12 protein-coding genes and 1 other annotated feature are annotated in these 14,701 nt (G+C 41.9%); of the genes, 5 read left to right on the forward strand and 7 right to left on the reverse strand.

All coding sequences use genetic code 11. The annotated features are described in order from the left end of the window. Positions 1-59: 59 nt before the first annotated feature. On the reverse strand, positions 60-1,448 hold the full coding sequence (locus tag NSS67_RS20805; protein ID WP_339315499.1) for an extracellular solute-binding protein: 1,389 nt from the start codon (positions 1,446-1,448) through the stop codon (positions 60-62). A gap of 294 nt (positions 1,449-1,742) precedes the next feature. On the opposite strand from NSS67_RS20805, the gene NSS67_RS20810 reads away from it, so the two are divergent. Continuing rightward, positions 1,743-3,371: a response regulator gene (locus NSS67_RS20810; protein ID WP_339315500.1), complete on the forward strand. Its 1,629-nt coding sequence runs from the start codon at positions 1,743-1,745 to the stop codon at positions 3,369-3,371. A 41-nt stretch (positions 3,372-3,412) separates the two neighbouring features. Beyond that, the gene (locus NSS67_RS20815; protein WP_339315501.1) at positions 3,413-5,182 is read left to right on the forward strand and encodes a sensor histidine kinase; all 1,770 of its coding nucleotides are present in this window, start codon (positions 3,413-3,415) and stop codon (positions 5,180-5,182) included. Between the two features lie 10 nt (positions 5,183-5,192). On the opposite strand, the gene NSS67_RS20820 is transcribed toward NSS67_RS20815, so the two are convergent. From NSS67_RS20820 to NSS67_RS20830, 3 genes are all read right to left on the reverse strand, one after another. Next, positions 5,193-6,764 (reverse strand): ABC-F family ATP-binding cassette domain-containing protein, encoded by a 1,572-nt coding sequence (locus NSS67_RS20820; RefSeq protein WP_339315502.1) that lies wholly within the window; start codon positions 6,762-6,764, stop codon positions 5,193-5,195. A gap of 412 nt (positions 6,765-7,176) precedes the next feature. Further along, positions 7,177-8,274, reverse strand: coding sequence for a DUF4179 domain-containing protein (locus NSS67_RS20825; protein WP_339315503.1), 1,098 nt, complete (start codon positions 8,272-8,274; stop codon positions 7,177-7,179). Between the two features lie 16 nt (positions 8,275-8,290). Then, entirely contained in the window at positions 8,291-8,827 is a 537-nt protein-coding gene (locus NSS67_RS20830) for a sigma-70 family RNA polymerase sigma factor (RefSeq protein WP_339315504.1), read from the reverse strand. A 225-nt stretch (positions 8,828-9,052) separates the two neighbouring features. On the opposite strand from NSS67_RS20830, the gene NSS67_RS20835 reads away from it, so the two are divergent. Next, a complete protein-coding gene (locus tag NSS67_RS20835; RefSeq protein ID WP_339315505.1) occupies positions 9,053-9,424 on the forward strand; it encodes a winged helix-turn-helix transcriptional regulator in 372 nt (123 codons plus the stop codon). A gap of 55 nt (positions 9,425-9,479) precedes the next feature. Here the strand turns inward: NSS67_RS20835 and NSS67_RS20840 are convergent, their stop codons facing one another. Beyond that, a complete protein-coding gene (locus NSS67_RS20840; protein WP_339315506.1) occupies positions 9,480-9,905 on the reverse strand; it encodes a hypothetical protein in 426 nt (141 codons plus the stop codon). A gap of 203 nt (positions 9,906-10,108) precedes the next feature. Further along, positions 10,109-10,392 (forward strand) — a binding site (T-box leader). A 102-nt stretch (positions 10,393-10,494) separates the two neighbouring features. On the opposite strand from NSS67_RS20840, the gene trpS reads away from it, so the two are divergent. Then, positions 10,495-11,490 carry a tryptophan--tRNA ligase gene (gene trpS / locus NSS67_RS20845; protein WP_339315507.1) on the forward strand — a complete coding sequence of 332 codons (996 nt, stop codon included), beginning with the start codon at positions 10,495-10,497 and terminating at the stop codon, positions 11,488-11,490. A 161-nt stretch (positions 11,491-11,651) separates the two neighbouring features. On the opposite strand, the gene NSS67_RS20850 is transcribed toward trpS, so the two are convergent. Next, positions 11,652-12,884: an aminopeptidase gene (locus tag NSS67_RS20850; protein ID WP_339315508.1), complete on the reverse strand. Its 1,233-nt coding sequence runs from the start codon at positions 12,882-12,884 to the stop codon at positions 11,652-11,654. A gap of 125 nt (positions 12,885-13,009) precedes the next feature. Then, on the reverse strand, positions 13,010-13,357 hold the full coding sequence (locus NSS67_RS20855) for a hypothetical protein (RefSeq protein WP_339315509.1): 348 nt from the start codon (positions 13,355-13,357) through the stop codon (positions 13,010-13,012). A gap of 190 nt (positions 13,358-13,547) precedes the next feature. Here NSS67_RS20855 and NSS67_RS20860 point away from each other — a divergent pair, with 190 nt between their 5' ends. Then, on the forward strand, positions 13,548-14,645 hold the full coding sequence (locus tag NSS67_RS20860) for a VanZ family protein (RefSeq protein ID WP_339315510.1): 1,098 nt from the start codon (positions 13,548-13,550) through the stop codon (positions 14,643-14,645). Positions 14,646-14,701: the final 56 nt, after the last annotated feature.

The following is a 14,701-nucleotide window of genomic DNA, read 5'->3' on the forward strand; positions in this document are numbered from 1 at the left end:
GGTGAGCGCAACTTATTTTTTAAAAAGAATAGAGTGCTTCCCGCACTCTATTCACCTTTTTATTTCAAAGCTGCTTTTGCTTTAGTAATCGCTTCGTTTGCTTTTGTTGCAAAACTATCCAAAGCTTCCTTACCAGTTGCGCCTCCAGTCAAAGCACGTTGTAATTCCGGGAACCAGAACGTACGAATATCAGCATATCCATCAGCAATCGTTGGTGCATCTGTCGTAAATTTACGAGCATATTCAGCGTATTTGTATTCTGCATCATCGTATAAGCCAGTAATCGAATTACGAACCGAAAGGCCGCCTGTCTGAATCAAGTTTTTCTTACCCCATACTGGATCATTAGCAATGAAATCAATCAGCTTTTTGGAAGCTGCGATCTTAGCCTCGTCACCATTATTGAACACGGCCATACCACCCAGATAAGGCTCAAGCTTTGGTTCCGAACCATCTAATGTAGGGAATGGAAGAAGTACATCTTCGAATTGAACCATTTTTTTGGATACGTTCTGAGCCTTTAGTACAGCGGAATAGTTAAGTGTAAAAGCCAACTTCCCTTGCAGGAATAAATCGTTCACATCAGCAGCCGCAAGTGAAGCCGCACCGGAAACGCTAAGCTTATCTTTCGTAGCTTGGACAATCCAATCTAGCGCTTTTGCAGCATTATCTGTATTGATAGCGACTGCGGAATTATCTTCATTTAGGAATCTAGATACGCCTAAGTTAGCTAGATAAGCGCGAGTGCCTTGATCTCCAGCTTGGCTCTTCGCGAAGAATCCTGTTGGAATAACATCCGGAGCCTTTTCTTTCACTGCTGCTAGTGCCTTCTTATATTCTTCAAACGTCCATGTTCTATCTTCCTTATCGAGAGGAAGTAAATCTAGAGCGCCAATCTTTTCAAAAATAGACTTATTAACAGCCATCATAAATGGTGCAGTATTGATCGGGTACATAAAAATGTTATCGCCCACACTAGATTGCTTCCAAAAAGCTTCTGAAATATCATTCTTCACTTCATCAGTCACCATATCGTTAAGTGGTGCAAGTAAACCCTTTTTACCCCAATCGATGATCCGTCCAGGTGCATCATAGATCACATCAGGTGCGGTATTCGAAGCAATTGCGACATTCAGTTTTTCAGGGCCGCCTTCAAAGGTGATCATCTCAAGGTTGACTTTAATTTCTGGATTCTTCTCATTAAAAGCTGCAATGATTTCCTTCTCGTATTTGCCAACTTCACCATCTAAAGCTTGAAAGCTCGGAAAATTCCACCATGTAATTTCTACTGGCTTAGCAGCAGCCTCAGTTGCTGCGGGCTCTGTCTTGTCAGCGTTACTTGGTGTAACCGCTGAATTAGCTGTGTTCGTATTTCCACATGCAACTAACTGTGTACCTAAAAGTGCGACACCAACAATACTCATTAGCCCTTTTTTCATTGCTTTCATGTGCTACCCCCAATTATTTTTTGTGGAATAAAGTACTGCTCTCATTCCTTGCGCTAATCATAAATCAATTGTAAATTCAGGAGAATCCCACTCCTTTTACTTTTAGGGTTCTTTTCTGACCTATCCCTTCAATCCATACCTCTACAATGTTATAATACATTACATATTCCACCTATTAACAATTTAATTTATAATTTTTCACTTTTCCGCCTTAATGTAACCCTTTTAATCTTACATCCAATGGTATTTTCTTACGAATGATCCACTGTAATTCTAGTCTTCCGGAGGGATTTCATGTACAAGCTAATGATTGTAGAGGATGAACCATTAATACGAACGGGCTTAAAGCATTACTTTGCTTGGGATGAGCTCGGGGTGCACAGCATTATTGAAGCAGAGAATGGAAAAGAAGGAATGGCCACCGCACTGCGTGAGAAGCCCGATTTGGTGATCACCGATATCCGGATGCCTGAAATGGATGGACTTCAAATGATTGAGCAGATTCGTACTCTGCTTCCTGATACAATATTTATCATTTTGACGGGATTTAACGATTTCGAATACGCTCAGAAAGCTATTAAACTGGGGAATGTGTATGCTTTTTTGCTCAAGCCTTTGGAATACGAGGAAAGCCTTCTAGTGGTACAAGAATGCATGAACAAGCTTCATCTAAAGCGGCAAGACCGATTAAAACGTTCTAATCTGGAGGGCGCTCAGCTTGTAAAGCTGTTGCTAGAGGACGAACATTCTGTAATAGATGCTTCTATGATCCATGATCTATGTAATTTCAACAGTAGCTACTATCTATATCTACCCTTTGTTTTGACCGGCATTCCAATGAGAGAAGCGCGTGCTCAATCCACCTTGTGGATGAGAGAACATGCGAAGAAGTTCATTCATAACGCTGTGGATGAGTATCTCCATGCCTCTACACCGCACTCAGTTTTTACATATTCATCTAAAACAAAGCTCTACGGACTTATTGTATTGGGATCACCGTCATTCACTGACAACTTCCCTCTTCAAGCACAAGTGCAGTCACGAATCGACCAATATTTGAAGTCACTCACGCTAGAGCATCATCTTGGCCTCTATTTAGTTATAGGTAAAACAACAGAGAATCCTACACAAATAAATACATTGCTGCATGAGTCCGATAAAATGTTATATCAACGCTTTTACAAGAGAGATTCCAGGTTATTTTACGTGCCACAATGGATAGAAGGCTCTAATTCAATTAAAACATCCCTAATTCAACTAGATGAGAATGATAAGAAACGCATGATCTCCTGCATCGAAAGTTCTAACGAAACAGAGACGCTCCAGCTGATGCAGCGCCTGTCTCAAAATATTTTGAGTAAAACAGATATCTCTTCTCCTGATTATTGGCTCGCATTTCTTCAAGAAATCATAAGTATCATTATCCGCTTTGCCAATAAAAACCACATCCATATCGAAGGCGTGTACAGCGAAAAGCTCTTGAACCTTACCTTTGTGGATGATTTTGATTCGCTTGAAGCGCTTTTCGACTGGCTTGGCAGATGGATGGTTCATTTGGGGATCGTTTATACCGAAGGCCTGACGCACAACCATCAACAGGATGTGATCATATTCGAACATATAAAATCCTTCATTAAAGAAAATATTGATCAAGATGTGACTCTACAGATGGTAGCGGATCGATTCTTTTATAATCCTTCTTATTTAAGTCGTCTGTTCAAAAGAAAACTTGATAAGAACTACATGCGATTTGTAACCGAAATTCGAATGGAATATGCGCAGGAATGCTTAAAAAAACCAGAATTTCTGGTGACCGATGTCTGTACGATGTGTGGTTATAAAAGCTATAAGCATTTCGTTAAGACGTTTCGAAGCATCACGAACATGACCCCATCGGACTATAGAAAACAATCAGGCTGGTGACCCAAATGATGCAGATAGAGCAACCAAAGAGACGCTATCGGATGCGGCATGTCAATCGTCAGATTTTCGTGCTGATGATTTTGACCATTACCATTCCACTCCTGATCATATCGGCGATTATTTATATTTTTTCAAATCAAGCCGTCAAAAATGAATATCAGAGCAGCTCTAATCTGATTCTTAATAACCTCTCGTTCAATATTGACCAATATTTGCAAAGTATTGATAAGGGTACACTTAGTGCACAGACAGATAGCCAGCTCCAGGCCGCCCTTGAGCATTGGACCATTCATCAAGAGGATGTTGGTAATGATCTAAATATTCAGTATGGAAACGCAATTGAACATTTCATCAGCGGGATTGAGATGACGATTAAAAATGTTGATAGTGTGCAGATTTTTACGGGATCACGTGTGTTCTACTCTGCCAATTTCAATCGTGCGGATTATGATGTGAAGGATTATACACAAGAGGATTGGTATTTACAGACCCAGCAAAAAAAAGGCGGAGTGATCTTATTCGGAAGCCACATTCCCTTCTATCGCACCAATTCCAAACAATCCGTCATTTCTATCGCCCGAGTCATTAATAAAAAAGGAAGTAAGCAGCCCATAGGTGTTATGTTAATCGACATTCGATTGGATTCATTACGTGAAATCTTAAAGCTCTCGGAGAATAGCAAACGTAAATTCATTATTTTAGATGATAAGGGTGGCAGCGTATATAGCTCTGACATCTTGGAGACCTCTCCTTTACAACCTATTCCCATAGAAGCTCTAGCGCTAAATACTTTCATGAACAATGACACGGGAAGCTTTTATGGTACTTTTGATGATAAGGATTCGTACATTAACTTTGTTACGTCTCCTTACTCCAACTGGAAGGTCATTCAGTATATTGATGAAAAAGAGATGACTAAGCAGGCTACTTTTCTCGGAAAAATTATTTTAACATTAGCGCTCTTGTCGCTTGTCACTGCGATCTTATTCATGTATATCCTATCGGAGCGTGTTACAAAGCCCATTATTCTCTTAAGCCGAAAGGTTAAGCTGGTAGGTATGGGGAATTTCGATGTGGATTTATATAGTGATCGTCAGGATGAGTTCGGTGTTCTGTATAATGGAATCCGTAAAATGGTGAAGGACCTGCAAAATTATATCGAGAGATCCTCAATGGCCAAGGCGCAACAAAAAGTAGCCCAGTACGGCGCCCTCAAAAGCCAAATCAATCCACATTTCCTTGCGAATGTCCTTGAATCTATTCAGATGAAAGCCATCATTAATGGACAGCGTGAGATTGGTGAAATGGTGGGGATTGTAGGTAGGTTGTTTCGGATTCATATCCAGACCGGAAAGATAACCGTAACCCTGCGAGAAGAACTTGAGCACGTCCGGCTGTATGTAAAGATCCAACAATTACGCTTCGGGGACAAAATTCAATATGTTGAACAGCTAGAACCTAATACCGAAATGGTTAAAGTCATGCACTTTTCCCTTCAACCCATCGTTGAGAATGCTATTGTCCATGGACTGGAGTGTCGAAGTGAACCGGGTCTTCTTGAGGTCTCCTCGATGATTTCAGGGGATGATATGCTGATTATCGTGAAGGATAACGGGATTGGCATCGATGAAGAGAAACTTAAACAGCTGCGTTTTCGTCTCTCTCAACCATCAGACACCCTAGATGAAGATCATATTGGTATTAAAAATGTTCATGATCGCATTCAATTTTATTTTGGTGAACAGTATGGGATTGAAATCACTAGTCAAGTAGGAGAAGGGACCACAGTGGTCATCCGACTCCCAGCTTAATCCTATAATCCTAGACATTCTGCTCAGTGATTCCTACTTCAGGATCAAAGGTAAGCATTTTGGTGGCTATTTTATCAATGAAGAAGCGATCATGACTAACAGTAACAACGGCTCCAGGGAAATGAATTAGTGCCTGCTCCATCACCTGAATACTCGTTAAATCCAAATGATTGGTTGGCTCATCCAAAATAATGACAGCCGCGCCAGAGAGAAGGCATTTCGCTAACGCTACTCTGGCCTGCTGTCCACCTGACAGACTGCCGATCGTTTTACTCAGATCCATTTCTGAGAATTGCAGCATGGATAGAAATTTGTTCACTTTTTTCCGTGGAGCGTCGAGTCCCAGCCCATACACATTTACGGCATGACTGACAGTATCCTTAACATCGAGTTCGTCCCACATCCGATTGAAGTACGCGTAGCTGACCCCACGCTCCCAAGTCACACCACCCGTTTCAGGCTCTTCTTGCCCAGTCAATACCTTAATGAGTGTCGACTTCCCGCTGCCGTTAGGCCCTACTATTGCTATCCGATCTTCCTTTTGAATATCGAAGCTAATGTTCTCGAATATCGTTCGCCCATCATAGCTTTGACCGATTCCTTTCACTTCACCCAGCTTGTCCGGAAAACGTAAATTGCTGTAGATATCGGTGATTAGAACGTTCACTGGATGAGGCTCCACGCGCTTTTTCATATCTGTCAGCTTACGGGATAGACGATCCTTAGAGGACTTTTTGCTCCCACGGGTTTCAATAGCCTCCGACTCCATAAGCAGAAGCTCTTCTTCCCATTCAAACTGACGGTCGAGCACCTTTTTGCGCATCTTCTTTTTACGAACATAATCGGTGTAATTGCCTTCATATTCTTGAAAATGATAATTTTCGATTTCTATCGTCCGCGTGACCACTCTGTCAATAAATTGCCGATCATGTGAGACCAGAATCATCGCTCCATTAAAACGGTGCAGCCACTGCTCCAGCCATACGATCCCTTCGATATCCAAAAAGTTAGTAGGCTCATCGAGCAATACGACGTCGGGCATTTCAATTAGGACTTTAGCCAGTGCTGCACGGTTCCTCCAGCCTCCAGATAACTCATCGACTGGTTGATGTCGTGATCTTTCATTGAAGCCCAGCTTGGTCAGGACTGTGTTGATTTCGACGGATACATTCCAGCCATCCAGATGCTCCATTTGTTCAAAAAGCGCCGCTTGCCGCTCTAAAAGTGTATTCATCTGATCATCATCCGTCACTTGCCCAAGCTGTTCACCGATTTGGTTAAGCTCTTGTTCGATAAGCGCTACCTGCTCGAAGCACAGTTCTAACTCTTGCTGTACAGACAAGGACCCGGAAAGCTCCGAGAATTGCGAGAAGTAGCTAATCTTCACGTTAGGATCTAACTCTACTTTCCCTGCTGTTGGCTCCTCTTTTCCCATCATTAGCTTAAAAACAGTAGATTTCCCCGCACCGTTTCGTCCGATTAACCCAATACGTTCGCCTTTGCTAACTCGAAAATAAATATCTCGAAAAATCAATGTATTCTCATATTTCTTAGTTACGTTCTCCATACGGATTACGCTCAAACCTATCACCCCTAGTTCATATAGATCAGAACACAGCTCAGAACACTCAAAGAGTTATTATAGCACTATTTATCCGATTCCGATGGTTCGGACTCAGATGCCCTTATTTCGAATATTCTCGGCATTTCGTAGTGCTATCGGACTCAGCTGCAGCTATTCATCCAAAAACGCTCCAATTTAGTGTGAAAACTAACTAATAGGAGCTATACAGTCCGATAGATCAGCAAAATGGTCTAAAAAAAGCAAATAGCTGCAATACGGTCCGAAAGGTCCGTAAGGTTTAGTGTTTCAGTCATTATCATAAATTGCATACTGTTTCAAAATACATAAAAGGCCGCAGTTAGCGGCCTTTTAATCTGTATTCCGATTTCCAAAGCATGTTTTTGCACATTCAACTCGTATCTCTCACTGCTCATTTTTTTAGGATATCAATATACTCTTCTTTCTCTCGATCTGTCCCCACATTAAGCTTCAAACGCATGGATTTCGGGTGATCCAAGACGTTGCTGCTGAAGTAACTTATAAATCCATCATCGGCTCCACTACCAGAATTTGGATTTACTTTAATTTCGTGCTTTCCAACCTGCGTTGTCAATTCATAGGGGAGCTTTTGAAATATTTCATTTCGGACTATCCAATCAGATTGTAATTCCTCACTTATCGTATATTTGAGCGCTATACTTAACGGAGACAGCTCCACTTCTGCAAGCTTTACTTCCTGTCCATCAATCACGAATGGTTGGTCTACAACTAATGTCTCTGTCTTCTGCTCCCAAAATTTTGGATCCATAGAGAAGTTCACCTTTAAACGTTCGGAATAACGCATATCATTTAAATCAGTTCCCGTTTTTGGTTTACTCAGCATTCCCGGGTCTACAGAAGCAATCTGAAAATCCGCCACTACCTCTGTCGGAGCCGGTTTATTTCGGTCCAGTGAAAATATAGTTTTACCCAGCCAAGTATATATGGTTCCCTCTGCATGTGCTCCCATTCCGCCTCTATTCCCATTCTCCTCCATTACATCTCGTCCAGTTGCAGCATCTGTCAGCTTCACACTATTTACACTATAGACTTCCTGACCATCGCTTGTTGTTCCCGTATACAGGAGCATGATTTTGTTTTCATCAGCCAGCACAGCATTCAGGGTGATTTTATATCCATTTGATTCAGCACTCTTATTAACGATCTGCACATAATCATTCCGAATTGCGGACTCTAAAGTAAGAGCATCAATATCAGCCGCTGCCAATTTTTTAAAAGGTTCCAATACGCCCCAATCACTTGATTCAATAATTGAAGAACCTTGCTGTGGTATCAGCTGGGCTGGATTGAAGAATAGTATTCCAGCGACCATAACTGCAGCAGTCAATACAGCCATCGCGCTTTTTGCGAATATTAGCTTTTTGCCACGTTTCTTACCTAGTTCGAGTCCTGCTTGTATGGCATATATTTGTGCGGCTGCACTCTCCATTTTTTGCTCCTGCGGGATCCGTTCAGCATCGATTAACATGGCAAGCTCCTCCTGACTACTCATGGTACCAATCACCCCGATTCTTTATGATCGTTCTTAATTGCTTGAGGCCTTTATGCTGCCATGTCTTGACTGTTCCCTCTGGTTTATCCAGAATATTAGCAATCTCTATCAAGGTCATATCGTTGTAGTATTTAAGCAGCAGCACATGTCGATACTTAGGCTTAACCTGTTCAAGTGCCCACAGCATTTCCATTCTATGATGGCCGATGTGTGTAATCCGCTCTCCTATTCTCTCGTCTACCAGCGGCATAGAACGTTTTCTGCGTCTTTGTTCATCTATACAGACATAAATCAGGATCCGAATGATCCATGATTTAAACGCTTTAGGTTCCTTTAACGTTTTTCTTTTAATCCAGGCCCGGCAGGTCATTTCCTGCATCGCTTCAAGTGCATCATTCCGGTTACGCAAGTAGCTATAGGCTATACTGTATAGTTGTTCTCTATGTACCAATATGGAATCGTAAAAATCCGTCTCGCTCCGAGAATCGAGCATCGTAACTTTCTTCATTTCTGCATTAGTCATCGTCATATCCTTCCTTAGCCCCCTCTCCTCAACCTTTCATAGATTAAGACGGGGAGCTTATAGAAACGGTTTTTATTTGCATTAACTTTTTTGGGGCTGAGCACTTTAAGATTATAGCATTCTATAAAAAATGAACGATAAATGTTATGATAGGTAAAATTGGACATAATCAATAGTACGCACTTAAAAGTACCATAGGCACTAAAAAGTACCTATAAAATGGAGGCTATCATGACAACAACCATCAAGAAAAAATACAATATTTCCGTGGAGGCCACACTAGAAGTCATTGGAGGGAAATGGAAATGTGTAATTCTCTGTCATCTAACTCATGGCAAAAAACGCACATCTGAGTTAAAGCAGTTAATGCCCGGGATTACTCAAAAAATGTTAACACAGCAGCTTCGAGAGTTAGAGGCCGATGGAATTATCAATCGAATTGTATACAATCAGGTTCCACCAAAAGTGGAATATGAGCTTAGTGAATATGGCGATAGTTTAAGCGACATTTTGACTTCTCTATGTAATTGGGGAGAACAACATATCATTAAGCAGTACGGCGATAAATATGCTGTGTTAGAGGACAACATTTTAAATAAATAAATTATACCCCATGAAAAAGGACAGTTAAATCAGATCGATTCAACTGTCCCATAACTTAAATTACACCCTCTCCTCCGATAGCAGTTGCTGTGAATGATATGGGTCCATATAGATTAATAGGCACGTTTGTATCATTTTGAATTACTAATTCATAGTTGTGGATGCCAATATAAGGACCATCAACCCACTGAACATTTAATTGAATATCAGTAGTTGCAGTAAAACTATAAAAGGATCTATAAATATCGACTCCAGCACGTCGGATTAAAACAAGAAATTGACTATCAGCAAGTGCAGTAAGACTAAAACTACCATTTAACTCAACTCTACTGGAGAAAGAGGCTGGGTTAGCCGGGCTAATATTTACTTGCGCTGTGGCTAGACCCGCTCCAGCTCCAGGAATACCTGCAACCGTTGTAATAGTAGTAAACGGGTCTAAAGGGATTTTTGCCTGTGAGCCATAACTTATATTTGTCGCCATTTATCATCACTCCATTCCAACTAGAAGGTTATACATTATTATATTGTGTATCAACACTGATAGATTGGACATACTTCCTGATGAATATATACATTTAAGTTATACTTTGCTAGATCATATAAACCTAGATCATTCGTCTATCACCCGCTAATTTCCACCCATTGACAAATTCGCTCACCAGCACTACAATTACCCAAATATAATGAATAACGTTGACAAAGGGTAAGTAGACAAACAAGCATGGACTTCAGAGAGCCGGTGGTTGCTGTGAACCGGTGTCCTGCGTTTGCTCGAATGGCCTTTAGAGTTGCTCTTCCGAACCATCTTAGCTGATGTTGTAGGGAAAGCCGGGTTTCCCACCGTTATCAAGGGACCTGTATCGAGATAAACCCTAGACCTTCTCCGTACAGGTAAGAGAAGATCGTAATGCTAATGAAACTGGCGGCACGATCATTTAAGGTGGTACCACGACAACTTCGTCCTTATTGGATGAGGTTTTTTTGTCATTTAAAGGAGGTGATGGCCATGGATGATGGCTGGTGGTGGCGACTCAATGTTAGACAGAAGCAACAAAACAGGAGGAATTCAAATGATAAAAGAACGTGTATTAACTGGAGATCGGGTGACTGGAAAGCTTCACCTTGGCCATTACGTAGGCAGCTTACAGAATCGAGTGGTGCTACAGGAGCAATATGATACTTTTGTGTTTTTAGCAGATATTCAAGCCCTAACGACTCACTTTGATCGCCCTCAACTACTAGGTCAAAACTTGAATGAAATTACATTAGACTATTTATCAGCAGGTATAAATCCAGATAAAGCCACTATATTTATTCAATCCATGATCCCAGAGATCGCTGAGCTGACCGTCCTATTCTCCATGTTTGTCACTGTGAATTCGTTGCGGCAAAATCCTACCATTAAAGCCGAATCGAAAAATTCCAGCTTAGATGAACTGTACTACGGTTTTCTTGGTTATCCAGTTAGTCAGGCTGCAGATATAACCTTTTGTAAAGCGACGATTATTCCTGTAGGAGAAGACCAGCTTCCCCATCTAGAGTTGACTCGCAAAATCGTACGTAGATTCAATGAGCTGTACAGCCCCATCCTAGTAGAGCCCAGAGCGCTCATCAGCGATACGCCAAGACTAGTAGGAACAGACGGAAACGCTAAAATGAGTAAAAGCCTTGGCAATGCCATAGAGCTGGACTCCACGAAAGAAGAGATCACCTTCAAGATCCGTAAAGCCACAACCGACCCAGCCCGTGTTCATAAAAATGATCCTGGACATCCAGAAGTTTGTCCTATTTATGCTTATCACCGTGCTTTCCGTTCACATGACGTCCCAGAAATTCGCGAAGGTTGCGAAAACGGCACCATAAGCTGTTCTGCCTGCAAGCAGCTTATCACGACAGCTCTAGACCAGCTTATAGAACCGATGCGTGAGCGTCGCTCCTATTATGCTGTAAGACCCAAGGTTGTTGAGGATATCTTATTATCCGGAACTAAGCGTGCCCGCGACATCGCTCAAGAAACGATGTCCGAAGTGCGCGAGGCCATGGGCCTTAATTATTTTTCAAAATAAGAAAGATCAGTATGAGCAATAAAAACGCCGGACTCTCTATTTAAGAGAGCTCCGGCTGTTTTTTGTGTGAATATTATTTAATAAGGGTATCCTCTGACATTAACCGCTTCAGGGCATTGAATTGCTTCGCGTCAGCTGAGATTACGGCCTTAAGTTTATTCTTACAACACCCAATTCCCTTTACGGAATACCGGTTCAATCGTGCCATCCGCAAGTTCTCCATCAATATCCAGTTCTGCCGAACCAATCATGAAATCAACATGGGTTAAGCTGACGTTTGCACCTCTAGCTATAAGCTCCTCGCTCGTAAGCTTCGTACCGCCTTCAATATTAACAGGATAGGCACTTCCCAGTGCAAAGTGACAGGAGGCATTCTCATCAATCCCGGTATTATAGAAAATTCGGTTTAAACGCGAGATTGGAGAATCATGCTGCACCAAAGCCACTTCTCCTAGATAGGACGCACCTTCATCCGTTGCCAGCAGCGAGGTCAAATGTTCACGACCTGATTCAGCTTCATAACCTACAACCTTCCCATCCTTAAAAGTAAATGAAAGTCCCTCGACGAGACGTCCGTTTAGATTCAATGGAAGTGTGCTGCGTACTGTACCGTTCACTCCTGTACGATTCGGCATGGAATAAATCTCTTCCGTTGGCATGTTAGCCACGAAATATACGCCCTGATCATTCTCTCCGCCTCCACCGCGCCATAAATGGCCTTCCGGAAGCTCTACATGTAGATCCGTTCCCGGTGCGCGGTAATGCAGGCTTTTATAACGTTTAGCGTTCATTCTATCCTGACTTTCTTTCAATTGACCGATATGTTCTCTCCAAGCAGCTACCGGATCATCATTACCCACGCGGTTCATCTGGAATACCGCTTCCCACATCGCATTCACTCGTTCTTCTTCAGGAAGATCCGCAAACACCTTGTTCGCCCAAGCACGTGTCGGAGCCTTGACGAGGGACCAGCTGATTTTGCTGTTACGGGTATATTTGGAGTAATTCTTACGAGCAACCGCTGCTGCTTTAACTGCTCTTGATACCTTAGAAGAATCAATACCATTGAACAATTCCGGATCTGGGACTTTAATATGTAAAATGGCGCCGTTCTCCTCCGCAAACTTCTCCATCATTTCTGCTTGCCACTGCGGATAGTAATCGAAGGAATCTTCAGAAGCTTTTTCGTAACGAATACGTGTAGTCGCTTCATCGTCCCAATCTACAATTACATATTTGGCTCCCGCCTCATAAGCTTTACCTACAATCAAGCGAGTAAGCTCTGCCGTTTCAATAGGTGCATGCACCATCAGAACTTGTCCTGGCTGAACATTTACCCCTACTTTTACAACTAGGTTCGCATATTTCTCTAACATTACATCAAAATCTTTCATGATTTCTCTTCCTCCATCTCTATGGTTGCTTTACAGCTTCACTTCTTATTTTAACGCAAAATGCAATTAGTTGCGATTCGATATGAAAAAGGCGGCCCCCTCTAAGGGAACCACCACGTAAATCATTATTTTTTATCCACCTGCAGTAAAGTTACGGTCTTTAAAGAATAGGTATGCATTATCTTGTCCTCTGAGATTACGTTAAGCTTGGTCAAACTTGCAACCTTCGCCGGGTCTGATTTGGAGAGCATGCGCCACACTTCGGGGTCTGACAAGGTTTCATATAACTTCAGATCATCATATTCTTTGCGATTTTGCATCACTAGCTTCACTTTGTAGCTTCCGATTTCAGCCTCGTTTGCCCCCAGCTCACTGCAATAACTCAGAATATCCTGCCGAAGTTCCGTCAACTCTTTTTCGATTTCCTTTTGCTTTTGCTTCAGTCGATAATACTGCTGCACCTTTTTCTCCATCAGCTTCACGCTCCTCTATAGACATATGTATGCCGGGAGCGCTAAATAAATTAGTTGAGTTCCCTAGCATAAAATTTTATAATGAGCCGGGAACGCTAGTTTACAGAATACTCCTTTCTTCCACAAAAACCAATGATTTGGCAGGTGACTTATGGTTCATTCGTACTTATTTCCGATTTCTTATGCTTTCATGATGTTTCCTATAGCAGCACTGATCTTTACACTACCTTTTCTCATCGTTCAATATCGTAGACACGGCTATATCCATAAGCTTAGAGCCTTAATCCTATACCTACTGCTGCTCTATTTGATGAACGCCTATTTTCTCGTATTGCTTCCTTTACCTGCCACCCGGCACAATTTGGCACCTTCAGGGACCATCCTACAGCTCATCCCCTTACAATTTATTCAAGATATTGTGGATGGCTCTACGATCATTCCTGATCAGATCTCAACTTACTGGTCGTTACTGCGTGAACCCGCATTTTTACAAGTTATATTTAACATCGCATTAACTGTGCCGTTTGGAATGTTTCTTGGTTATTATTTTCGTACGCGCTGGGGCGCATGCATTCTCTTGTCCTTTCTACTGTCATTATCCTTTGAGATCACTCAGGTTACAGGCATCTATGGATTCTTTGATCATCCCTACCGTCTATTTGATATCGATGATCTTATTACCAACACTCTGGGAGGTATCTTTGGATTTCGAATTGCCATATGGATAAACGGTTTGCTGCCACGTATAGAACAACTGGATACGAATCTAGATCGATCTACCAAAAGAGTCTCCTATACTCGCAGAGGGATTGCTTTTTCCATCGATAGTATGGTGTGGATCATTGGCTTCGGTGTACTCTATGGATTCGATATAAAAAGTGCTTTCTGGATTACAACAGGTATTTACTTCATACTAATTCCAGCTTTCACAGGCGGGCGGACCTTAGGCAAATGGATTGTACGTATTCGGGTAACGAGCAAAGGTAATCGGGCTTCTTTCTGGGCGCTTATGATCAGATATGGGCTGCTATATTGGGTGATGCTTGGAATTCACGCGCTCCTCATCAATTCAGCTGTGACGGGGCTTCTGTCTTCCTCATCGAGAACGTTCGTTTTTCTCATTGTTCTACTGGCTGATCTAGCTTTCTTTATTCATTTAGTCTTTAAGGTATTTAAAAAAGATGACCAGCTAATCTATGAGAAATTAAGCCGAACCTCGCATGTTATTTCATGGCCAGAGAAAAGACTGCATACCGATGACTCAAACAGCATCCCTCTAGAAGATTAACAACATAGTGTTTATCAATTGGAAATTATAATAGAATAGGAAGGTAAGGATTCTCA

This window comes from Paenibacillus sp. FSL R10-2734 (assembly GCF_037963865.1).
Classification (GTDB): domain Bacteria; phylum Bacillota; class Bacilli; order Paenibacillales; family Paenibacillaceae; genus Paenibacillus_AQ.

What these genes read in the sequence shown, in the direction of transcription:
- NSS67_RS20805 (WP_339315499.1), bottom strand. Translation starts at nt 1,448, where the DNA reads ATGAAAGCAATGAAAAAAGGGCTAATGAGTATTGTTGGTGTCGCACTT.
- NSS67_RS20810 (WP_339315500.1), top strand. Translation starts at nt 1,743, where the DNA reads ATGTACAAGCTAATGATTGTAGAGGATGAACCATTAATACGAACGGGC.
- NSS67_RS20815 (WP_339315501.1), top strand. Translation starts at nt 3,413, where the DNA reads ATGCGGCATGTCAATCGTCAGATTTTCGTGCTGATGATTTTGACCATT.
- NSS67_RS20825 (WP_339315503.1), bottom strand. Translation starts at nt 8,274, where the DNA reads ATGTTAATCGATGCTGAACGGATCCCGCAGGAGCAAAAAATGGAGAGT.
- NSS67_RS20830 (WP_339315504.1), bottom strand. Translation starts at nt 8,827, where the DNA reads ATGACGATGACTAATGCAGAAATGAAGAAAGTTACGATGCTCGATTCT.
- NSS67_RS20835 (WP_339315505.1), top strand. Translation starts at nt 9,053, where the DNA reads ATGACAACAACCATCAAGAAAAAATACAATATTTCCGTGGAGGCCACA.
- NSS67_RS20840 (WP_339315506.1), bottom strand. Translation starts at nt 9,905, where the DNA reads ATGGCGACAAATATAAGTTATGGCTCACAGGCAAAAATCCCTTTAGAC.
- trpS (WP_339315507.1), top strand. Translation starts at nt 10,495, where the DNA reads ATGATAAAAGAACGTGTATTAACTGGAGATCGGGTGACTGGAAAGCTT.
- NSS67_RS20850 (WP_339315508.1), bottom strand. Translation starts at nt 12,884, where the DNA reads ATGAAAGATTTTGATGTAATGTTAGAGAAATATGCGAACCTAGTTGTA.
- NSS67_RS20855 (WP_339315509.1), bottom strand. Translation starts at nt 13,357, where the DNA reads ATGGAGAAAAAGGTGCAGCAGTATTATCGACTGAAGCAAAAGCAAAAG.
- NSS67_RS20860 (WP_339315510.1), top strand. Translation starts at nt 13,548, where the DNA reads ATGATGTTTCCTATAGCAGCACTGATCTTTACACTACCTTTTCTCATC.